This window comes from Zoogloea sp. (assembly GCF_030157465.1).
Taxonomy (GTDB): Bacteria; Pseudomonadota; Gammaproteobacteria; order Burkholderiales; family Rhodocyclaceae; genus Zoogloea.
The window spans coordinates 1-20,799 of the sequence record NZ_JAOAUU010000047.1; the positions used below are offsets into that span (position 1 = coordinate 1).

Below are 20,799 nucleotides of genomic sequence, written 5' to 3' on the forward strand. Positions count from 1 at the left end.
TGCGGCGGGTGGCCAACCGCATCACCGACGTGGAATACATGCGGGTGAACAAGGATTACGCCCGGGAGATCGTGGGGCTCGCCAGCGCTACCGGCAACGCAGAACTGGCCGAGCTGTGCGGGCGCCTGCGCGTGGCGATGGAACTCGATCCACCGCCGGAAGCCGAAAGTTCGGTTCCCCAGCCGGGCCTGCTGGAGCGTCTGCGCGCCGCCCGCCCGGCGGCCACCCATCCGGTGGACCGCTACGTCGGCACCCTGCGTTAGAACAGCCCTTTCACGAAGGCATACTGGTAGCGCAGCAGGTAGATGGAGTTGGTGGCGTCCCCGCTCCGTTCCTGGTGCCATTCGGCTGCCAGCCGGTGGCCTCCGGCCGGCCGCCACTGGACGACGGCTCCAATACTTCTAAGGGCGCGATCCGAGTCGGCGATACCGGACTGGGTTGCCACGAGTCCTGCGTTGGTGCCTGCAAGGTCGTGACGGGCAAGTGTGCGCTCGGCCCGGCCGATGGCTTCCCAGCCGGGCGCAAAACGCCACCCCAGGTCGAGCCAGCCACCGTTCAGCTTGCCGGTGTAGTCCGGGGCGCCGTTGATGCTGTCGAGGCGTCCGTCCTCCCGCTTGAACCACCATTCGGCCCCCAGCCACAAGGGGCTGCCGACGGGTGTCCAGCGGGCTGCGAGGCTCAGGAGCTGGGCCGTACCGAAGAAGCACACCCGGTCCGTGGTGATGCGGGTGCAACTGGGTACGCTATGGGTGTGGCCGGCATTGCCGGTGGTAACGAGGGCCCGCCCGTCCGCATTCACGTTGGCGTAGCCGGCCTCCAGCTGAAGTGCTTCGTTCTTCCAGCCAGCCCGCGCGGTGAGCAGCTTGAGGCCGCCCGCATCCGCCCCCGGAAAGCCCTGGTTGCGCCAGGCGCCGGCCCCGGCCGACCAGCCTGCCGGCAGTTGCCAGTTCAGGTTGAAACCGTCGGCCCGCCAGGATTCGTTGATGGCGCCACGCAGGGCCAGCGGCGCGATGCCGAAGTCCCAGGCATGCATGTGGATCGGGTTGAGCAGGCCGAGGGGCAGCAGCTGACGGCCGGCACGCAGGGCCAGTTGCTGGTCGTGGCCCATCTCGGTACGGCCGTCCAGCCAGGCCTCCTCGGTTTCGTTGCGGGCGTCCCGGCCGCCGTGGTGGGCGACTTTCAGGAAGCCTCGCAGTTGCTCGGTGAAGCGGGCACGCAGGGCGATCTCGGCGTAGTCGAGCCCGTCGCGCCGCTCGTCGGCCCGGGGGCTGCCGGCTTCGAGCACGCCGGGCAGGCGGGCGGCGGGGTAGCGATCGTCGGCATGCAGGGACATCAGGCCGAAACCGCCGGAAACGGCCAGGCGGTCCCCCGCCGGCGTAACGCTATCGTGGGCGGCAGCACTGCCGGCAAAGCTCAGCAAGAGGAGGCCGGCAAGTTTATTTGAACGGATCTGCATGGCGCGGGCTGGTGAGGAGTTCGTTATCGGTGAGGGTTTCCAGGAAGGCGATGAGGTCAGCCTTGTCCTGTTTGTCCAGGCGGATGCGGTCGATCCGTGGGTCCTTGAGCGGGCTGAGCTGGCCGTGAGTGGCGTAGTGCTCAAGGACCGCCGCGAGCGTCGGGATGCTGCCGTCGTGCATGTAGGGTGCGGTGACGGCCACGTTGCGCAGGCTCTGGGTGCGGAAGGCGCCCATGTCGGCGGCCTTGCCGGATAACTCCAGGATGCCCCGGTTGGGTTCCGGGTAAGCACCCTTGCCATCGATGTTGTAGAGGCCGGTGTTGTGGAAGGGCGTCCTGACGATGGTCGTCGTCACATCGGCGTATTGATCGCTGAAGGTCGGCCCGCTGTGGCAGCTGGCGCACTGGGCCTGTTCCGAGAAGAACAGTGCCCGGCCACGCTCTTCACTCGCCGTCAGGACCGCTGTTCCGGCGAGGTACTGGTCGTAGCGGGAATTCACCGACACCACGCCCCGCTGGAAGGTGGCGATGGCCTGGATCAGGTGGGCGAAACTGATTGCTTCGGCCCCGGAGCCAAAGACCCGGGCAAAGCGGGCCCGGTAGTCGGGATCGTCCCTGAAACGCTGGAGTACGAGCTCCCGCTTGCTGTCGTCGATGCCCAGCTCCACCGGGTTCTCGCCGAACATCGGGACGAGCATGTGGCGTTCGAGATCGAGAATCGAATAGTTGGCCCAGGTCAGCGTGGGGTTCCAGGCGCTGTTGGCGATGCTCGGCGCGCTGCGGGCGGTCTCTTCGCCGGTGGAGCCGGTGGAGACGGCCTTGCCGTCGGTGAAGGCGAGGTGCTGGAAGTGGCACGAGGCACAGGATTGCGTGCCGTTGCCGGACAGGCGGGTGTCGTAGAAGAGGCGTCGTCCGAGCTGGAACTTATCCTCCGACATGGGATTGTCGGCCGGGATGCGGGGGGCCTTGAAATGGGCGGGCAGATTCCAGCGCCACGGGGACGCGGCGGGCTGGAGTTGGTGCTGGGTGACGAGTCCGCCAAACACGCTGGCAAGAAGCGCGGCACCGGCGACAAGGGAAGCGTGGCGCATGGGCGATGCCTACTTGAACGGGTTGGCGAAGCGGCTGCTGGTGAGCAGGCTGTCGTCGGTGAGGGTCTTGAGAAAGGCCACCAGGTCGGCTTTTTCCTGGGCGTTGAGGTCGATGCGGCTGATCAGGTCGCTCTTGTTCGGGTTGGCGCGGCCATCGCCGGCCAGCGGACCCGATGTGAGATTGCGTCCGCCGGCAGCGTAGAAGTCGAGGACTTCTTCCAGCGTGGCGAGGCTGCCGTCGTGCATGTAGGGGCCGGTGACGGCGACGTTGCGCAGACTCTGGGTACGGAAGGCGCCCATGTCTTCCGCCTTGCCGGTGATCTCGAAGATGCCCCGGTTGGGGGCCGGAAAGCCGCCCTGGCCGTCGATGTTGTAGAGGCCGGTGTTGTGGAAGGGTGTCTCGACGATGCGCGAGCCGGCGTGCTTCAGCTGGTCGTTGAAGTTGAAGCTGCCGTGGCAGTGGAAGCACTCGGCCTTTTCGGTGAAGAACAGGTTGCGGCCGCGCTCTTCGGCGGCGCTGAGGGTGGCGGAGCCCTTCTGGTAGCGGTCGTACTTGGAATCACCGGACAGCATGCCGCGCTCGAAGGTGGCGATGGCCTTGATGATGTTGGTGAAGCTCACCGGGCTGGCCTCGCCGGGGAAGGCGCGGGCGAAGCGGGCCAGGTAGTCGGCGTCGTCCTGGAAGCGTTTGAGTACCGTGGCCTTGTTGCCGTCGTTGATGCCCAGTTCGACCGGGTTGGTGCCGTACAGAGGGGTCTCCATCTGCTTTTCGAGGGAGGTGAGCGTCGAGTTTGCCCAGGTCAGGGTGGGGTGATAGGCCGAATTGGCGATGGGCATCGCGCTGCGGGCGGTGAGTTCGCCGGTGGAGCCGGTGGACACGGCCTTGCCGTCGGTGAAGGCGAGGTTCTGGAAGTGGCAGGAGGCGCACGACTGGGTGCCGTTGCCGGACAGGCGGGTGTCGTAGAAGAGGCGCCGGCCGAGCTGGAACTTCTCCTCCGACATGGGGTTGTCGGCAGGCACGGCCGGGGTGGCGAAGTTCACCGGCAGGCTCCAGGTCCAGGAGGCGTCGGCGTTGGCGGTGAGGCTGGTATCGGTGGTGGACGTGCCACCGCCGCCACAGCCAGCCAGCGCGAGGCTGGCCAGGGTGGCGGCGGCGAACGCCCCGGGGAAGGGGCTGTGCTTCATCGTGGGATGTCTCTTTCCGGCCTTACTTGGCCTTCACGGCAAAGACCCTCTGGGCCGCGCCAGCGTTGATCGGCAGGCCGTTGGTGAGGTCGATCTGCAGGGCCTGGAAGATGCCGGCGCATTCCGGGTCGGTGGTGCCGGACATGCAGCCGGCCGCGCCGCCGCCGTCGTAGGACAGATCCGAGTTCTTGAACAGCTCGGCCAGGTCGAGCACGATCTTCTGGGTGCTGGCGTTGAAGGCCGCGAAGGAGAAGTCCATCCGGTTGGGGTTGGTGCAGGCGGTTACGACGCCCTTGGTGGGGTCACCCTTGCAGCCGGTGGAGCCCAGGTGCACGTTCCAGGTGGTGGTGGTGCCGGTGGGGCGGGTGATCAGGGCGTCCGGCACGAACTCGATCTTGCTGAACTTGCGGCCAGACTGCCAGGACCAGGCCATCGAGGCGCTGGTCAGGAGCGCAGGGGTTGTTGCCGCGGTGGTGTCGCTGTGGTTGAGGGACGCCTTGTCGGCATCGGCAGACTTGACCGGTACGCCGAGGGTCAGCGCGACACCCACGTAGGTGCCGGGCGCAACCTTGCCGGCGATCGACTTGTAGCTTGCCGCTGTTCCGGTGCTGGTGGGGCATTTGCCGGTGGCGTCCTCGAAGTCGATGAGGGCCACGTCGCGGGACTGGTTGGCGTTCTCGTCGAGCTTCACCGGTACGTAGTTGCCCTGGGCGTCGATCAACAGCACGTTGGTGATGTAGAAACGCAGATCCTTCACCTGACCGCTGGTGGCCTTCGTGCCCAGCCCGGTCAGTGCCGCGCCGCAGGTGACGGCCTGGCTGCCGGCGACCACGTCGAAGTCGATGTTGACGGTCTGGGTGGCGGCTACGCTGCTGCCTTTTTCGTAGGCGACGATCTTTTTCAGCGTGTTGGGGCTGTCGGCGGCGACGACACCGGCGGTGGAAAAGGTGGGATTGGTGGTGTCGGTGGCGGTGGCCTTCTGGATGATCAGCGCATCCTCGGCCTGGGCCAGCAGCACCTTGTGCACGGCCTTGGGGTTGGAGTCCGACTTGAGTGCGTCGTAGCCCGCCTGCAGGGACTTGGCGACCACCTTCGCCGCTTCATGGGCACGGGCGTAGTGACCGGCGGAAGTGGTGTCGGTCTGAACCGCCGTGCCCTGGGCGGCCACGTAGTCGCTGAACAGGCTGACCGTGGTGTCGGTGATGGAGAGCAGCGCCTTCATCGTGCTTTCGGCCGTATCGATGCTGGCGCCGGCGGCAACTTTTTGCTGGACGAGGGTGGTGAGCGGGCTGACGAAGCTGCCCTTGCCGGCCGGGCTGGACAGGAAGTAGGCCTTGCCGACCGTGCCGGTGGGGTTGTCGCTGTCGATGGCCGTGGCCGGGACGCTCACGAGGACCGGGTATTTGGTCTCGTCGCCGGCGGTGATGCCGGAGAGGGTGTATTTGCCGCCGTCGGTGGTGACGGTGCTCGGGTCGCCGCTGTCGCAGACGCCGTTGCCGTTGATGTCCAGACAGACCGCGGCGCCCTTCAGATAGCCGTCGGCGACGGTGCCGGAAAGGGTGGTCTTCGGGGCTTCGTTGCCCCCGCTGCCCCCGCCTCCGCAAGCAGTCAGAATGGCGGACGCAAGCGTCGTCAGGGCGAACAGGGTTGGGCGCTTAAGCATCGGTAAGTCTCCGGAAGAGCAGAAAATGGTCGTGCATTCTCTTTTCCGGGCCTGATCGGCGCCATGTGACATGATGTCGCGATAAAGATCCGGCCTCACCGGAGCAGGCGCGTAGCGCCGCCGCCGGCCATGGTCAGGCTCTTGCCAGGAAAAGGCCGGGGGCAACAAAGTCGGGCGCGGACGGGCACCCGGAAGGCGATCATGGTGCAGGTCGCCCGGATCCAGCCGGTTTAGACCCGATTCACATCCAGGCGCGCGCGGCTATTCATTTCAAGGGCGTGATGACCCGTTCCGTCTCGTCGCTGCCGAGCGGCTCCATCCAGCCGAGCTGCTTTTCGAGCACTTCGACGGTGGCCTCGGAGGCGTCGCCGTGGCGGGCCAGCAGGCGGCGCTGGAGTTCATCCACCGGGGCTGCGCAGGCGAGAATCGCAAAGCGGGCACCCCGCGCGGTGGCCAGTGCCCGAAAATCGTCGCGCTCGCTGCGCTTGAGAAAGGCCGCGTCGAGGATCACCGACCAGCCGGCATCCAGAATCAGGCCGGCCGCCTCGACGAGCCGGGCGTAGGTGCGCCGGGTGGCCTCGGGGGTGTAGATGCCGCCATCCACCGTCGACTGGCTGCGGGCCAGGGGGGCAAGGCCAAAGAGGCGTTTTCGCTCCACGTCCGAACGCAGGCGCAGGGTGGTGGCGCCCGGATCGGCGCTTAAAAAATCCGCGCTCGCGGTGGTCTTGCCCGAGCCCGAGAGGCCGAAGGTGATCGTCAGCTGCGGCGGCGGCGGGGTGGCGATGGATTCGGCAAGGCGCAGGTAGCCCCCGGCAGTGGCCGCGTTGCCGCTGATGCCGGCCACCTTGGCGCGCACCATGGCCTTGTACACCGCGTAGAAGCGCAGCACCGGCACGGCCTCGAAATCGCCCGCTTCGGCCAGCCACGCGTTGAGCAGCCAGGCGGCGAGCCGGGGCTGCTTGTGGTCGAGCAGGTCGACGTAGGTAAAGGCCAGCTCGGAGGCCACGTCGATCCAGCGAAAATCGTCGTTGAACTCGATGCAGTCGAAGGGCCGCACCTGGTCGTTAAGCAGCACCAGGTTGCCCAGGTGCAGGTCGCCGTGGCATTCGCGCACCCGGCCGGCGGCCTTGCGGGCGGCGAGGGCCGGGCGGATGCGGGCGAATTCGTCCCGGGTCCAGCGCTCCAGGCGTTCGAGCTGCGGGGCGGCGGCGGGCAGCAGGGTGAACAGTTCGGTGAAGTTTTCGAGGGCGGCGGCGAGCACTTGCCCGGGCTCGCCGAAAGGCGTTTCCGGCCCGGCCACGGCGGCCACCGCGTGAAAGTCCACCACCACCCGGGCCAGCCCGGACAGATGCGCCGGGCTCAGTTCGCCGCGGGCACACACATGGTCGAGACGCCGGGACTCGGGAAAACGGCGCATCTTTACCGCGCACTCCCCGCTGTCGCCCACGGCTTCGACGCCGAGGTACAGATCCGGGGCGAAGCGCCGGTTGAGGCGCAGCTCCTCGTGGCAAAAATGCCGTCGCCGCGCGGCCGTGCCGTAGTCGAGGAAGGGCAGGGTGATCGGCTTCTTCAGCTTCCAGGCAAAGGCCCCGGTGAGCAGCAGCCAGGAGATGTGGGTTTCGATGACTTCGGCGCCAAGGCGGGCGCGGAAATCCTCGAGCCAGTCGGGGAGGAGGGATGGCATGGCGGGATTATCCTTCGCCGCGATGACGGGAACCAGCTTCCCGGCCCGGCTCTTTCCCGTTCCGTGCGGCAATGTTATGTTCGCGACCCCGCCGGAGCCCTGCCATGACCACCCCCAGCCCCTTCGCCCGCCGCCCCGCCAACCTCGCCGAGGCCGAGGCGCAGATCGCCGCCATCGGCGCCCTGCTCGCCGCCCGCGCGCTGGCCCACCGCAATCCGCCGCCGCCGCCCACTACGTGCTGCGGCCGGGGCTGCAACGGCTGCGTCTGGGAGGGGTATTACACGGCGCTGAACGGGTGGCGCGAGGATGCCCGGGCGCTGCTCGACGCACCCGCGATCTTGGCAGATCAGGTAAAAACCCCGTAAAATCCGGCTCTTGCCGAGGAGCGTTGCGACCTGTAGAAAAAACAGGCCAGGCTCGGCAACCGATCAACGGCGCTCACAAACCAACAGCCGGGTTTGTAGCGCCGTTTGCATTTTGCTCGCCGCCGGCTGAATCGAAGGAAATGTCATGCAAGCCGATCGTAGCCCCGAACTCCACAGTCTTCTCGTCCAGCGCATCCTGATTCTCGATGGCGCCATGGGCACGATGATCCAGCAGCACCGGCTTGGCGAGGCCGACTACCGCGGCACGCGCTTTGCCGATCATCCGAAAGACCTCAAGGGCAACAACGACCTGCTGGTCCTCACCCGCCCCGACGTGGTGGGCGGCATTCACCGGGCCTATCTCGAAGCCGGCGCCGACATCATCGAGACCTGCACCTTCAACGCCACACGCGTGTCGCAGGCCGATTACCACCTCTCCGATCTCGCCTACGAGATCAACGTCGAAGGCGCCCGGCTGGTTCGCCAGCTGTGTGACGAATTCACCGAAGCCAATCCGGCCAAGCCGCGCTTCTGCGCTGGGGTGCTCGGACCCACCTCCCGCACCCTGTCGATCTCGCCGGACGTGAACGATCCGGGCTTTCGCAATGTCACCTTCGACGCGCTGGTGGACGACTACTACGATTCGGCCCGCGGCCTGATGGACGGCGGCGCCGACATCCTGCTGATCGAAACCATCTTCGATACGCTCAACGCCAAGGCTGCCGTTTTTGCCGTTGAAAAGTTGTTTGCCGACCTGAACCGCCGCCTGCCGGTGATGATCTCCGGCACCATCACCGACGCCTCCGGCCGCACCCTTTCCGGCCAGACGGCCGAGGCCTTCTGGAACTCGCTCTCCCACTCGCAGCCGATCAGCTTCGGCCTCAACTGCGCGCTGGGCGCCAAAGAGCTGCGCGCCTACGTGGATGAGCTGTCGAACGTGTGCAACACCTTCGTCTCGGCCCACCCCAACGCCGGCCTGCCCAACCCGCTGTCGCCCACGGGCTACGACGAAACGCCCGAGCAACTGGCCAGCGAGATCATCGAATGGGCCCGCTCCGGGCTGGTGAACATCGTTGGCGGCTGCTGCGGCACCTCGCCGGCGCACATCAAGGCGATTGCCGACGCGGTCAGCCTGATTACCCCGCGCACGGTGCCGAGCATCGAGAAAAAGCTGCGCCTGTCGGGCCTGGAGCCCTTCAATGTCGGCCCCGAGTCGCTGTTTGTTAACGTTGGTGAGCGCACCAACGTCACCGGCTCCCGCGCCTTCGCCAAGATGATCCTCGAAGGCCGTTTCGACGACGCGCTGGCCGTGGCTCGCCAGCAGGTGGAAAACGGCGCGCAGATCATCGACATCAACATGGACGAAGCGATGCTCGATTCGCTGGCGGCGATGGAGAAGTTCCTCCAGCTCATCGCCTCCGAGCCGGACATCTCCCGCGTGCCGATCATGATCGACTCGTCCAAGTGGAGCGTGATCGAGGCCGGCCTCAAGTGCATCCAGGGCAAGGGCGTCGTCAATTCCATCTCGATGAAGGAAGGCGAGGCCGAGTTCCTGCGCCAGGCGCGCCTGTGCCGCCAGTATGGCGCCGCGGTGATCGTCATGGCCTTCGACGAGAAGGGCCAGGCCGACACCTTTGCCCGCAAGACCGAAATCTGCGCCAAGGCCTACGAGCTGCTGGTCGGCATCGGCTTTCCGCCCGAAGACATCATCTTCGACCCGAACATTTTCGCCATCGCCACCGGCATCGAGGAACACGACAACTACGCCGTGGACTTCATCAATGCCGTGAAGTGGATTCGCGAAAACCTGCCTTACGCCAAGATCAGCGGCGGCGTTTCCAACGTGAGCTTCAGCTTCCGCGGCAACGACGCGGTGCGCGAGGCGATCCACACCGTCTTCCTGTACCACGCCATCAAGGCCGGCATGAGCATGGGCATCGTCAATGCCGGCATGCTCGGCGTGTATGACGATCTCGAGCCCGAGCTGCGCGACAAGGTGGAGGACGTGGTGCTCAACCGCCACCCCGGTGCCGGCGAAGCGCTGGTCGATTTTGCCCAGACCGTGAAGGAGGGCAAGGCCAGGGATTCCGGCCCCGACCTCTCCTGGCGCGAGCAGCCCGTCGAGGCCCGCCTCTCCCACGCGCTGGTCAAGGGCATCACCGATTTCGTGGTGGCCGATACCGAGGAAGTGCGCGCCCGGCTCGAAGCCGAAGGCAAGCCGCCGCTGGCCGTGATCGAAGGCCCGCTGATGGCCGGCATGAACGTGGTGGGCGATCTGTTTGGCGCCGGCAAGATGTTTCTGCCGCAGGTGGTCAAGTCGGCCCGCGTGATGAAGCAGGCCGTGGCCCACCTCATTCCGTACATCGAAGCCGAAAAGCTGCGCACCGGCGCCACCAGCAAGGGCAAGATCATCATGGCCACCGTCAAGGGTGACGTCCACGACATCGGCAAGAACATCGTCGGCGTGGTGCTGGGCTGCAACGGCTATGACGTGGTCGACCTGGGCGTGATGGTGCCCTGCGACAAGATTCTCAATGCCGCCCGCGAGCACGGCGCGCAGGCCATCGGCCTGTCGGGCCTCATCACCCCGTCCCTCGAAGAGATGAGCCACGTGGCCTCCGAGATGAAGCGCCAGGGCTTTGACGTGCCGCTCCTGATCGGGGGCGCCACCACCAGCCGGGCTCACACCGCCATCAAGATCGCCCCGCACTACGACAAGCCGGTGATCTACGTGCCCGATGCGTCCCGCGCGGTGGGTGTGGTTACCAAGCTGCTCTCCGAAGGCCAGAGCGAGTCTTTTGCCGCGGAAGTGGCGGCCGACTACGAAAAGCTGCGCGCCCAGCACGCTCAGAAAAAGGGCGTCACGATGGTCAGCCTGAACCAGGCCCGCGCCAACGCCTTCAAGTGGAACGGCGACGCTGCCTACACGCCGCCCGTGCCGGCGCAGCTCGGCATCCAGGCTTTCGACATCGACCTTGCCGAACTGGTGGATTACATCGACTGGGGCCCGTTCTTCCAGACCTGGGATCTGGCCGGCAGCTACCCGAAGATCCTTCACGACGATCTCGTCGGCGAAACCGCCCGCGAGCTGAAATCCGACGCCGAAGTGATGCTCGCCCGCATGGTGGCCGAGCAGGACACCAACCCCTGGATCAAGGCCCGCGCGGTGTTCGGCCTGTTCCCGGCCAATGCGGTGGGCGACGACATCGAGATCTACGCCGACGAGACCCGCAGCGAAGTGCTGATGAGCTGGCACGGCCTGCGCCAGCAGCACGAACGCCCGGCCGGCAAGCCCAGCTACTGCCTGTCCGACTTCATTGCCGGCAAGGATTCCGGCGTGCCGGATTACGTGGGCGCGTTTGCGGTTACCGCCGGCCTGGGTATCGAAGGCCGCCTGGCCGCCTATGAGCGCACCCACGACGACTACCACTCGATCATGCTCAAATCGCTGGCCGACCGCTTCGCCGAAGCGGCCGCCGAATGGCTGCATGCCCGCGTGCGCAAAGAGTTCTGGGCCTACGCGGCGGACGAAACGCTGAGTTGCGACGAGCTGATCAAGGAAGCCTACCGCGGCATCCGCCCGGCCCCGGGCTACCCGGCCTGCCCGGATCACACCGTGAAGGGCGATCTTTTCAAACTGCTCGACGCCCCGGCCCGGGCCGACATGCACCTCACCGAAAGCTTCGCGATGATGCCGGCCGCGGCGGTCAGCGGCTTCTACTTCGCCCACCCGGACGCGCACTATTTTGCGGTGAGCAAGATCGGGCGCGACCAGCTGGAAGATTGGGCCAGGCGCACGGGGATGACGGTGGACGACGCAGCCAGGTGGCTGGCGCCGCTGCTGTAAGCGCTTGCGCAGGAGAGTTCATTTGCATGAACTCTCCTTGCATTTTCTGGGCGTTCGCGGGATATCCTGTTGGAATTTTTCCAGCGGGGGCCGCAGTGAAATATTGCTTACGTCTTTTGACCATTCTTCCGCTCATCCTGGCGGCGTGCGCAAGCCCCGGTTCCGGTGCGTCCACCGAGCGTGAGCTGAACCGTGTCGCGGCCCTGGCCTACGCGAAATATCCCGGCAAAAAAGTGTTGATGCTCACGATCAAGCCCGCCGGAAACTACATATCCAACCAGATGGCGCTGGTGGCGATCAAGGCTGGTGCGGAAGTGAACGACTCGCAAGCGATCAAGGAGATCCTCGCCAGCCGGAATGTTGAACAGGTTCTCGTGGTAACCGGTGCGGATGATGCATTGAACGCAGCGATCCTTGAGAGGGCTCTTCTGGATGGAAAAGGGCGTATCCAGGGGGGAAGGGTGGCCTTCGTCGGCAGCCTGGAGTACACCGACAGCTTGCGGCAGGTGGCGGCGGAGTCGGGTGTGCAGATCGATTTTTTCCGCTAGCGCCGGGCCGCGGCATCAATGCCGGTCGCCACGATCCAGGTGTTTCCTTTGGAGGGTGGCCGCAAGGCCTTGCGTGGGCAGGCAATGCGCTTGGTTTCCCTCCTGTTTCACCTATGGCTCACCGCCCGAAGGTCGCCTTCACCACTTCGAGCAGTGCGTCCGCCACGTCCACGTCGTCGGTAAGGCTTTCGACGAGCGCCGAGCGGCAGGCTTCCACCGGGTCGAGGCCAACCTTGACCAGCTTGGCGGCGTAGACCAGCAGGCGGGTGGACACCACTTCTTCGAGATCCACATCCTTCAGGCTGCGCAGCCGCTGGGCGATGGAGACGAGCTGCTTCGCCAGCATCGGGTCGCAGGCGGCCTCGCCGAGGAGGATGGATTCTTCGCGGGCGGCGCTGGGAAACTCGAAGCGCAGGCTGACGAAGCGCTGGCGCGTGGAGGGCTTCAAGCCCTTCAGGAAGTTCTGGTAGCCGGGGTTGTAGGACATCACCAGCATGAAGCGATCCGGCGCGTGGAGGGTTTCGCCGGTGCGCTCGATGGGCAGCACGCGACGGTCGTCGGCCAGCGGGTGGATGACGACGGTGGTGTCGCGGCGGGCCTCGACCACTTCATCCAGGTAGCAGATGCCGCCCTCGCGCACGGCACGGGTCAGGGGGCCGTCGCACCACACGGTTTGCCCGTCGCCGAGCAGGTGGCGGCCGACGAGGTCGGCGGCGGTGAGGTCGTCGTGGCAGGCCACGGTGTACAGCGGCAGCCCCAGCCGCGCCGCCATGTGGGCGACGAAGCGGGTCTTGCCGACGCCGGTGGGGCCCTTGATGAGCAGCGGCAGGCGGTTCTTCCAGGCCTGCTCGAAGATTTCGATCTCGTTGCTGGCGGCTTCGTAGAAGGGGATGTTGGAGGTCATTGGTGTCATGGGGCGTTTATCCCCAGTCCCGCCCGGCCGCCCGAAGGGACTGGGCGCCCCCTTGGGGGGCGGCGAAGGAACTGAGCGTGGGGGTTGTCATTTCAGTGCGATCCAGTAGGCGATGGCGATCAGTGCCGAAACGAGCAGCAGCCAGCCGATCATCAGGCCGCGCCAGAAGAATTTGACTCCGCGCAGGCCCATGAAGTCCAGCATCACAAGGCGGCCCTTGATGATGCTGATGGCAAGGAGCGCGGCCATGGCCAGCGGGCCGGCAATACCGATGCGCTCGCCGATTTCGCCGATGGCGAAAGTGGCGAGTGTGGCGAGCATCAGTACGACCCACACGAAGTTGAGCTGGCGGGTGTTCATCATGGGATTACCTCATCACGTAAACGAGCGGGAACAGCACGATCCAGACCAGATCCACCATGTGCCAGTAGGCCGCGCCGCTTTCAATGCCGTTCATGTCGGCCGGGCCGTAGACGCCCTGGCGGGTTTGCCACCACAGCACGATCAGAATGATCATGCCGAGGATGACGTGCATGAAATGGAAGAAGGTGAGCGACAGGTAGAACATGTAGAAGGTGTTGGTCGACAGGTTGATGCCGGCTCCAAACTTTGCTGCATATTCAACCCCCTTCACCACCAGAAAACCCCCGCCGCAGAGGATTCCGCCGGCCAGCCAGCGGGCGCCGGTGGCTGATCTGGCGCGGCGTGTCGCCTCGACGCCGCGGGCCACGCACCAGCTGGCGGTGATCAGCAGCACCGTGTTGAGCGCGCCGGCCGGCCGGTCGAGGGTTTGCTGCATTTCGTTGAAAAGCTCGACGTTATGGGCCCGCGCGAAGGCATAGGCCGCAAAGAAAACGCCAAAGGCCAGCAGCTCGGCGAGGATGAAGAACCAGATCGCCAAGTCGCCCGGCGGGGCGACGGCCGGGCCAGAGTGGGGGGCGGTGATGTCGGGGTGATGTTCCATTTTGTGCAGTGTCGTTCGGGGAGAACTTCCACGGCCTTGATCTAGCCCAATTACTGCGTGATATCGGGATTTTTGAAGTCACTGTCAGTTTTTTCCTACACCGGCGTTACTATGTCTTTGGACATATCCATGATGCCCGGGGGGCGGTATGCAGGTTTTGTTGGTGGATGACTCGCGCACAGTCATCGCGGTATTTGGTGCGAGGCTGGTCGCCCTGGGTTACGAAGTCGTTGCCGCCGAAAACGGCCAGGTGGCGGTGGAGCGCTTCCAGGCGTCGGCGCCGGATCTCGTCCTGATGGACATCGAAATGCCCGTGATGGGCGGCTTCGAGGCCGCCCAGCGCATTCGTGCCGTGGAGGCCACGCAGGAATGGGCGTGGACGCCGATCATCTTCCTGACCGCTTCAGACACCCCCGAAAACCTGGTCATGGCCATCGAGGCCGGCGGTGACGATTTTCTTGCCAAGTCGGCGCCCGAACCGGTGCTGCAGGCCAAGATGAAAGCCATGACGCGGATCGCCGCGCTGCGTGCCGAGCTTTCCCTGGCCAACCGCAAGCTCGAGGCGCTGGCCAGCCGGGACGGGCTGACCGGCCTGTTCAACCGGCGCCACATGGATGTGCGGCTCGACCACCAGTGGGCCGAGGCGGTTACGAGCGGCGCATCCTTCGGGCTGCTGATGATCGACGTCGATCACTTCAAGAAATACAACGACCGCTACGGCCACCTCGCGGGCGACGATTGTCTGCGCGCGATCGCCAGTGTTCTTGCCACGACGATCGACGAGGCGAACGCCGGCCGGCTTGCCCGCGACGCCTTTGTGGCACGCTACGGTGGCGAGGAGTTTTCCATCGTGCTGCCGCGCTGCTCGAGGGAGGCCCAGGCGCAGGTGGCCGATGTGGTTCTGGCGGCGGTGTCGGGGCTGGGCATTCCCCACGCGGACAGCTCCGGCCTGGGCGTCGTGAGCCTGTCGATGGGCGGTGTGCATATGCCGCGCGCCGAAGGCAGCCTGACGCCGCTGTTCCGACAGGCTGATGCCAATCTCTACCTGGCCAAGAAAAACGGGCGCAACCGGGTCGAAATGTCCTGAGCGCAGCCGCCGGGGGTCAGTAGATGAACGGAAGCAGCTTCCTGACGCGGCGTTGATAATCGGCGTAGGCCGGAAAGCGTGCCAGCAGCCAGGCTTCTTCGCGACGTGACTTGATGTCGAAGAAAACCAGCAGCACCAGCGCCCACAGCAGCGTCAGCCAGCCCTGCACGACGCAGGCCCAGCCAAAGGCGGCGAGGGTCAGGCCGCAGTAGATCGGGTGGCGCACCCAGCCGTACAGGCCGGTTTCAACCAGCGTGGAATCGTCCTTGGGGTGGGGCAGGGGCGTGAGGTTGCGGCCGAGATTGAACACGGCCGCTGTGGCGATCAGCGCACCGGCCAGGATCAGCGCGATGCCGGCAGGCCGTGCGATGGCCGCCAGCGGCGCCGGCCACGCGATTGCCGCGCCGCGCGGCCCGAAAACCACCAGCGTGAACAGGGCGAACTGCAGGCCCACGTACCATTCGCCGCGGCGGCCTTTCCACCAGGGGAGTTGCTTCATCGGGGTGTGCCCGGCGCAGGTGCCGGGTATGTGGAATGCGACGCCGGATGATCGGTTGTTTTTCGGGGCGGCGCAAACCGGTGTGAGCGCGTCAGCCCACCACGAAGCCCGGTATGTCGATGCGCACGACCGGGCGGTCCAGCGCCAGGGCCACGCTGGCGGCAAAGCGGCGCGCCCACGGGCCGCCCTGGGCAAAGCGCTGCTCGCCGCCATACTTGGCGACGTTGAGGATCACGTCGAGAATCAGCACCTTGCCCACCGGGTTGCTGGGCGTGCATTCGAGCTCCTCGAATTCCTCGTGAAGCCATTCCCGCGCGCTGTCCCGGGTTTGCCCGGCGATGTCTTCGGCGTGGACGCGGAACTCGTATTCCTTGTCGTCCCGAAAGGCGACGGTGACGGTGTACATGCGGCTCTCCTCGTTATTTTTCGATTCTGATAAGCGCATTTTTCGGTGACTTGGCGCCGGAATCAAGTAACCGATTGTTATCATGGCCCGCTTGTCCGGAACACTCCCAGCCCATGACCGAATCCCCCTGGCGTGCCCTCGCCAACCGCCGCATGCTCATTTGCGTGCTCACCGGCTTTTCGTCGGGCCTCCCGCTTTATCTGCTGCTCAACCTGGTGCCCGCGTGGCTTAAAACCGAGGGCCTGTCGCTCAAGGCCATTGGCGCCTTCGCGCTGATCCAGTTTCCCTACACCTGGAAGTTTGTCTGGTCGCCTTTTCTCGACCGCTACGCGCTGCCGCTGCTGGGCCGCCGGCGCGGCTGGATGGCGCTCACCATGGTGCTGCTGCTCGGCGCCATTGCCTGGCTGGGCACCCTGTCGCCCACGGCGCAGCTGGGCCTGGTGATCGGGCTCACCGCGCTGATCGCGTTTTTGTCGGCCACCCTCGATATCGTGCTCGATGCCTACCGCCGCGAACTGCTGCCGGAGATCGAGCTGGGCATCGGCAACGCGATCCACGTCAATGCCTACAAGCTGGCCGGGCTGGTGCCGGGTTCGCTGGCGCTGATCCTGGCCGACCACCTGCCGTGGCAGCAGGTGTTCTTCATCACCGCGCTGTTCATGGCGCCGGGCCTGGCCATGACGCTGATGGTCAAGGAGCCGTTTTCGGCCAGCGGTGCCCCGCGCACGCTGCGTGACGCGGTGGTCGAGCCCTTCCGCGAATTCTTCGGCCGCCACGGCGTGCGCTCGGCGCTGGTCGTGCTGGGCTTCATCTTCTTGTACAAGCTGGGCGACTCGCTATGTACCGCGCTGGCCACGCCGTTTTATCTGGAAATGGGGTTCAGCAAGACCGAGATCGGCATCATCGCCAAGAACGCCGGGCTGTGGCCGAGCGTCATCGGCGGCCTGCTGGGCGGGCTGTGGATGGTCAAGCTGGGCATCAACCGCGCCCTGTGGGTGTTTGGCGTGGTGCAGTGGCTGGCGATCTTCGGCTTTGCGTGGCTGGCCTGGCTGGGCCCGGCCGAGGCCGATGCCGGCCGGCTTGGCGTGCTGGCGGCGGTGATCGGCCTGGAGGCGCTGGGCGTGGGCCTTGGCACCACGGCCTTCGTGGCCTACATGGCGCGCACCACTCACCCGGCCTACACGGCCACCCAGCTGGCGCTGTTCACCAGCCTGATGGCGGTGCCGCGCACCTTCATTAACGCCTCGGCCGGCTGGCTGGTGGAGTATTTCGGCTGGTTCGATTTCTTCATGCTGTGCGGCGTGCTGGCGGTGCCCGGCATGCTCCTGCTCGTCAAGGTTGCGCCGTGGCACGAACGCCCTGCGGGTTCGGCCTGAACTTTTTCATCCATCATGACCCCGACTCCCCTCGAATCTGCAGCCCGCGCGCTGTCCGACACGATCAACGGCATGCGCTTTGCCGCGCCCGTGTCCCACGTCTATAACCCGCTCGCCTACGCCTGGGCACCCAATGCGGCCTATCTGCGACGCTTCGGCCAGGGGGGCAAGAAGGTGATGTTCGTCGGCATGAATCCGGGCCCCTTCGGCATGGTGCAAACCGGCGTGCCCTTTGGCGAGATCGCCGCTGTGCGCGACTGGATGGGCATTGTTGGCGAGGTGGGCAAGCCGGAGATCGAAAACCCCAAGCGGCCCGTCGAGGGCTTTGCCTGCGAGCGTTCGGAGGTGAGCGGGCGGCGTCTGTGGGGCCTGTTCGCCGAGCGCTTCGGCACGGCGGACGCCTTCTTTGCCGAGCACTTTGTGGCCAATTACTGCCCGCTGGCTTTCTTCGACGGCGGCCGCAACCTTACGCCGGACAAGCTGCCGGCGGCCGAGCAAGGCCCGCTCCTGGCGGCCTGCGACGCGCATCTGCGCCAGATGGTGGAAATCCTGCAACCCGAATGGGTGATCGGCGTGGGTGCCTGGGCCGAAGCCCGGGCGCGGGAGGCGCTGGCCGGTTTGCCGGTGCAATACGGGCGGGTGCTCCACCCCAGCCCGGCCAGCCCGGCAGCCAATCGGGGCTGGAGTGAGGCGGCGACCAAGCAGTTGCTGGCGCTGGGCGTGTGGAAGGAATAAGGGCAAAGGAGGCAGCCCCTTTGCCCCGCTGTGGGTCGGACTTCAGTCCGACTGAAGCGGCTGAACGAGTGTTGTCGGACTGAAGTCCGACCCACGGGGGGAGGTTTTAGCGTCTCCGGCTGCCGCCGCCGAGGATCGAGCCCAGTACGCCGCGCACGATTTCGCGGCCGATGGTCGAGCCGACGGTGCGGGCGACGCTGCGGGCCGCGGTTTCGGCCAGCCCGGCGTGACGTCCGCCACGTGGGCCGGTGGAGCCGAACAGGATGTCGCTGAGACCGCCGAACAGGCCGCCACCTTGTTCGGCAGGAGCTGCATTGCCGCCGTTGCCATTGCCGGCGGGGGCGCTGGCCGGCGCCGTTGCGCTGCCGTTGCTGCCTCCGCGCAGCTTCTCGTAGGCCGACTCCCGGTCGATGACCTGTTCGTAGTGCCCGAAGATTACCGAGTTCTCGATGGCGGCCTTGCGTTCGGCCGGGGTCAGCGGGCCGAGGCGGGAATCCGGGGCGATGATGTGGCAGCGCTCGACGATGTGCGGACGGCCTTTTTCGTCGAGGAAGGAGATCAGCGCCTCGCCGACGCCGAGTTCGGTGATGACGCTGGCGGCGTCGAATTCCGGGTTGGCGCGCATGGTGTCGGCGGCGGTTTTGACGGCTTTCTGGTCGCGCGGGGTGAAGGCGCGCAGCGCGTGCTGGACGCGGTTGCCGAGCTGGCCGAGCACCGATTCGGGCACGTCGAGGGGGTTCTGGGTGACGAAGTAGACGCCGACGCCCTTCGAGCGGATCAGGCGCACCACCTGTTCGATCTTCTCGAGCAGGGCCTTGGGCGCTTCGTTGAAGAGCAGGTGGGCTTCGTCGAAGAAGAACACCAGCTTGGGCTTATCTACGTCGCCGACTTCGGGCAGCTGCTCGAAGAGTTCGGCCAGCATCCACAGCAGGAAGGTGGAGTAGAGCTTGGGCTGGTTGCAGAGCTTGTCGGCGGCCAGGATGTTGATCACGCCGCGGCCGTTGGCGTCGGTCTGCATCAGATCATTGATGTCGAGCATCGGCTCGCCGAAGAACTTGTCGCCTCCCTGGGCTTCGATGCCCATCAGGCCGCGCTGGATCGCGCCGATCGAGGCGGCCGAGATGTTGCCGTATTCGGTGGTGAAATCCTTGGCGTTGTCGCCCACATACTGGATCGTGGCGCGCAGATCCTTCAGGTCGATGATCAGGAGTCCCTGGTCGTCGGCGATCTTGAAGACCAGTTGCAGCACCCCGGCCTGGGTGTCGTTGAGGTTGAGCAGGCGCGACAGCAGCAGCGGGCCCATGTCGGAAACGGTGGCGCGCACCGGGTGGCCGGCTTCGCCGAACACGTCCCAGAACACCGCGGAGTTGGCGCGCGGGGTGAATTCGGTGATGCCCAGCGCGGCAAGGCGTTCCTTGAGCTTGGGCGATTCGACGCCGGGGGCGCCGATGCCCGACAGGTCGCCCTTCACGTCGGCCATGAACACCGGCACGCCGATACTGGCGAAGGATTCGGCCATCTTTTGCAGGGTCACGGTCTTGCCGGTGCCGGTGGCGCCGGTGATGAGGCCGTGGCGGTTGGCCAGCTGGGGCAGCAGGGCGATGTCCTTGTCCTTGGACTTGGCGATGAGCAGGGGCTCGGTCATGGTGGGTCTCCTGGAAATCGGGCAAAAGAATCGGTGCCCGGGATTATCGGACAAGCGCCCGGTCTGGGTATGAAATCCGTGCAGGGTGTCGTGAACTTGATCCGGAACAAGCGCGGGCTGCGCGAAAAACAGGCGACAGGGTAAAATCGCGCCTTTACGTCGCGACGCAAGGACACAGAATCATGGCGGGTCATTCCAAATGGGCCAACATCCAGCACCGCAAGGGCCGGCAGGATGAAAAGCGCGGTCGGGTTTTCTCCCGGCTGGCCAAGGAAATCACCGTGGCTGCCCGCATGGGCGGCGGTGATGCAGCTTTCAATCCGCGCCTGCGCATGGCGGTGGACAAGGCCAAGGCCGTCAACATGCCGGCCGACAACATCGACCGTGCCATCAAGAAGGGCACCGGCGAACTGGAAGGCGTGACCTACGAGGAGATCCGCTACGAGGGCTACGGCATCGGCGGCGCGGCAGTGATCGTGGATTGCCTGACCGACAACAAGACCCGCACCGTTGCCGACGTGCGTCATGCCTTCAACAAGTATGGCGGCAACATGGGCACCGACGGCTGCGTGGCCTTCCAGTTCAAGCACTGCGGCATGATCCTGTTTGCGCCGGGCACGCCGGAAGATGCGCTCATGGAAGCGGCGCTCGAGGCCGGCGCCGACGACGTGCTGACCAACGACGATGGCTCCATCGAAGTGATGACCGATCCCTACCAGTTCGGCGAAGTGAAGGAAGCGCTCGAGAAGGCGGGCTTTACCGCCGAGTTCGGCGAAGTGACGATGAAGCCGCTCAACGACACCGAGCTGGCCGGTGACGACGCGCTGCGCATGCAGAAGCTGCTCGACGCGATCGAATCCCTCGACGATGTGCAGGCGGTCTATTCGTCGGCCGCGATGGACGAGGAGTAAGACCGGTGTCTTCCGGTTACGGAATGCACTGAAAGCATAAAGGCCACCGCGAGGTGGCCTTTATGCTTTGCGCGGCACGCCCGGCGGGCCGGGCGGCGAGGCAAATTACTTGCGGCGACGAACGGCAGCCAGACCCATCATGCCGAGGCCGACCAGCGCCATGGAGGCGGGTTCGGGAACGGTGACGGGGGGGGTCGGGACGGTGTAGTCGTAGACAACGGTCAGGGTGCCGTTAGCCCAGGTTTGAACGCTGGTGTCGAGGTTGCCACCGCCGACGGTGCCAGAGTTGCCGAACGCTTCAGCGGACAGCAGGCGGTTACCGGAGCCAATCCAGTCAGCGATAATGCCAGCAACGGAGTCGCTACCGGAGCCAGGGCCATCGCATTCGAAACTCATAACGGATGAATCCCGAGCATTTTCATACG

Annotated in this window: 20 protein-coding genes and 1 riboswitch; of the genes, 8 read left to right on the top strand and 12 right to left on the bottom strand. The window is 65.7% G+C overall.

The window, feature by feature from the left end; translation table 11 throughout:
• Nucleotides 1-263, top strand: a 263-nt coding sequence (locus Q1W26_RS05265) for a hypothetical protein (RefSeq protein WP_300436806.1), incomplete at its 5' end; no start/stop codon positions are given.
• Here Q1W26_RS05265 and Q1W26_RS05270 read toward each other — a convergent pair.
• The 5 genes from Q1W26_RS05270 to Q1W26_RS05290 all read right to left on the bottom strand — a co-directional run bounded on the left by Q1W26_RS05270 (nucleotide 260) and on the right by Q1W26_RS05290 (nucleotide 7,078).
• On the bottom strand, nucleotides 260-1,456 hold the full coding sequence (locus Q1W26_RS05270) for a hypothetical protein (RefSeq protein WP_300436808.1): 1,197 nt from the start codon (nucleotides 1,454-1,456) through the stop codon (nucleotides 260-262). The genes Q1W26_RS05265 and Q1W26_RS05270 overlap by 4 nt on opposite strands.
• Nucleotides 1,437-2,546, bottom strand: a complete 1,110-nt coding sequence (locus Q1W26_RS05275; RefSeq protein WP_300436811.1) for a methanobactin export MATE transporter MbnM — start codon at nucleotides 2,544-2,546, stop codon at nucleotides 1,437-1,439. Before Q1W26_RS05275 ends, Q1W26_RS05270 begins: the two co-directional genes overlap by 20 nt.
• 9 nt (nucleotides 2,547-2,555) lie before the next feature.
• Nucleotides 2,556-3,731 (bottom strand): methanobactin export MATE transporter MbnM, encoded by a 1,176-nt coding sequence (locus Q1W26_RS05280; protein WP_300436813.1) that lies wholly within the window; start codon nucleotides 3,729-3,731, stop codon nucleotides 2,556-2,558.
• A 22-nt stretch (nucleotides 3,732-3,753) separates the two neighbouring features.
• Nucleotides 3,754-5,394, bottom strand: a complete 1,641-nt coding sequence (locus Q1W26_RS05285; protein WP_300436815.1) for an MbnP family copper-binding protein — start codon at nucleotides 5,392-5,394, stop codon at nucleotides 3,754-3,756.
• A gap of 265 nt (nucleotides 5,395-5,659) precedes the next feature.
• Nucleotides 5,660-7,078: a bifunctional aminoglycoside phosphotransferase/ATP-binding protein gene (locus tag Q1W26_RS05290; RefSeq protein WP_300436818.1), complete on the bottom strand. Its 1,419-nt coding sequence runs from the start codon at nucleotides 7,076-7,078 to the stop codon at nucleotides 5,660-5,662.
• 104 nt (nucleotides 7,079-7,182) lie between these two features.
• On the opposite strand from Q1W26_RS05290, the gene Q1W26_RS05295 reads away from it, so the two are divergent.
• From Q1W26_RS05295 to Q1W26_RS05305, 3 genes are all read left to right on the top strand, one after another.
• Nucleotides 7,183-7,443 carry an oxidoreductase-like domain-containing protein gene (locus tag Q1W26_RS05295; RefSeq protein WP_300436820.1) on the top strand — a complete coding sequence of 87 codons (261 nt, stop codon included), beginning with the start codon at nucleotides 7,183-7,185 and terminating at the stop codon, nucleotides 7,441-7,443.
• A 9-nt stretch (nucleotides 7,444-7,452) separates the two neighbouring features.
• Nucleotides 7,453-7,525, top strand: a riboswitch (S-adenosyl-L-homocysteine riboswitch).
• Nucleotides 7,526-7,588: 63 nt separating this feature from the next.
• A complete protein-coding gene (gene metH, locus Q1W26_RS05300) occupies nucleotides 7,589-11,290 on the top strand; it encodes a methionine synthase (RefSeq protein WP_300436823.1) in 3,702 nt (1,233 codons plus the stop codon).
• Between the two features lie 26 nt (nucleotides 11,291-11,316).
• On the top strand, nucleotides 11,317-11,838 hold the full coding sequence (locus tag Q1W26_RS05305; RefSeq protein WP_300436826.1) for a hypothetical protein: 522 nt from the start codon (nucleotides 11,317-11,319) through the stop codon (nucleotides 11,836-11,838).
• 118 nt (nucleotides 11,839-11,956) lie between these two features.
• On the opposite strand, the gene Q1W26_RS05310 is transcribed toward Q1W26_RS05305, so the two are convergent.
• The 3 genes from Q1W26_RS05310 to Q1W26_RS05320 form a co-directional block, all read right to left on the bottom strand.
• Nucleotides 11,957-12,751, bottom strand: coding sequence for a CbbQ/NirQ/NorQ/GpvN family protein (locus Q1W26_RS05310; protein ID WP_300436829.1), 795 nt, complete (start codon nucleotides 12,749-12,751; stop codon nucleotides 11,957-11,959).
• 87 nt (nucleotides 12,752-12,838) lie between these two features.
• Nucleotides 12,839-13,114 carry a cytochrome C oxidase subunit IV family protein gene (locus tag Q1W26_RS05315; RefSeq protein ID WP_300436832.1) on the bottom strand — a complete coding sequence of 92 codons (276 nt, stop codon included), beginning with the start codon at nucleotides 13,112-13,114 and terminating at the stop codon, nucleotides 12,839-12,841.
• Between the two features lie 4 nt (nucleotides 13,115-13,118).
• On the bottom strand, nucleotides 13,119-13,715 hold the full coding sequence (locus Q1W26_RS05320; protein ID WP_300436835.1) for a cytochrome c oxidase subunit 3 family protein: 597 nt from the start codon (nucleotides 13,713-13,715) through the stop codon (nucleotides 13,119-13,121).
• 163 nt (nucleotides 13,716-13,878) lie between these two features.
• On the opposite strand from Q1W26_RS05320, the gene Q1W26_RS05325 reads away from it, so the two are divergent.
• A complete protein-coding gene (locus tag Q1W26_RS05325; protein ID WP_300436838.1) occupies nucleotides 13,879-14,802 on the top strand; it encodes a diguanylate cyclase in 924 nt (307 codons plus the stop codon).
• Between the two features lie 16 nt (nucleotides 14,803-14,818).
• On the opposite strand, the gene Q1W26_RS05330 is transcribed toward Q1W26_RS05325, so the two are convergent.
• Complete coding sequence (locus Q1W26_RS05330; protein ID WP_300436841.1) at nucleotides 14,819-15,301, bottom strand: isoprenylcysteine carboxylmethyltransferase family protein; 483 nt, start codon at nucleotides 15,299-15,301, stop codon at nucleotides 14,819-14,821.
• 91 nt (nucleotides 15,302-15,392) lie between these two features.
• Nucleotides 15,393-15,707, bottom strand: coding sequence for a hypothetical protein (locus Q1W26_RS05335; protein ID WP_300436843.1), 315 nt, complete (start codon nucleotides 15,705-15,707; stop codon nucleotides 15,393-15,395).
• A 113-nt stretch (nucleotides 15,708-15,820) separates the two neighbouring features.
• Between Q1W26_RS05335 and Q1W26_RS05340 the strand changes: the two genes are divergently transcribed.
• Nucleotides 15,821-17,083: an AmpG family muropeptide MFS transporter gene (locus tag Q1W26_RS05340; protein ID WP_300436845.1), complete on the top strand. Its 1,263-nt coding sequence runs from the start codon at nucleotides 15,821-15,823 to the stop codon at nucleotides 17,081-17,083.
• A 15-nt stretch (nucleotides 17,084-17,098) separates the two neighbouring features.
• Nucleotides 17,099-17,818 (top strand): uracil-DNA glycosylase family protein, encoded by a 720-nt coding sequence (locus tag Q1W26_RS05345; protein WP_300436846.1) that lies wholly within the window; start codon nucleotides 17,099-17,101, stop codon nucleotides 17,816-17,818.
• Between the two features lie 106 nt (nucleotides 17,819-17,924).
• On the opposite strand, the gene Q1W26_RS05350 is transcribed toward Q1W26_RS05345, so the two are convergent.
• Nucleotides 17,925-19,463 carry a DUF853 domain-containing protein gene (locus Q1W26_RS05350; RefSeq protein WP_300436848.1) on the bottom strand — a complete coding sequence of 513 codons (1,539 nt, stop codon included), beginning with the start codon at nucleotides 19,461-19,463 and terminating at the stop codon, nucleotides 17,925-17,927.
• A gap of 182 nt (nucleotides 19,464-19,645) precedes the next feature.
• Here Q1W26_RS05350 and Q1W26_RS05355 point away from each other — a divergent pair, with 182 nt between their 5' ends.
• Nucleotides 19,646-20,374 (top strand): YebC/PmpR family DNA-binding transcriptional regulator, encoded by a 729-nt coding sequence (locus Q1W26_RS05355; RefSeq protein ID WP_300436849.1) that lies wholly within the window; start codon nucleotides 19,646-19,648, stop codon nucleotides 20,372-20,374.
• A gap of 105 nt (nucleotides 20,375-20,479) precedes the next feature.
• Here the strand turns inward: Q1W26_RS05355 and Q1W26_RS05360 are convergent.
• A partial coding sequence (locus tag Q1W26_RS05360) for a PEP-CTERM sorting domain-containing protein (RefSeq protein ID WP_300436851.1) occupies nucleotides 20,480-20,799 on the bottom strand: 320 nt, incomplete at its 5' end.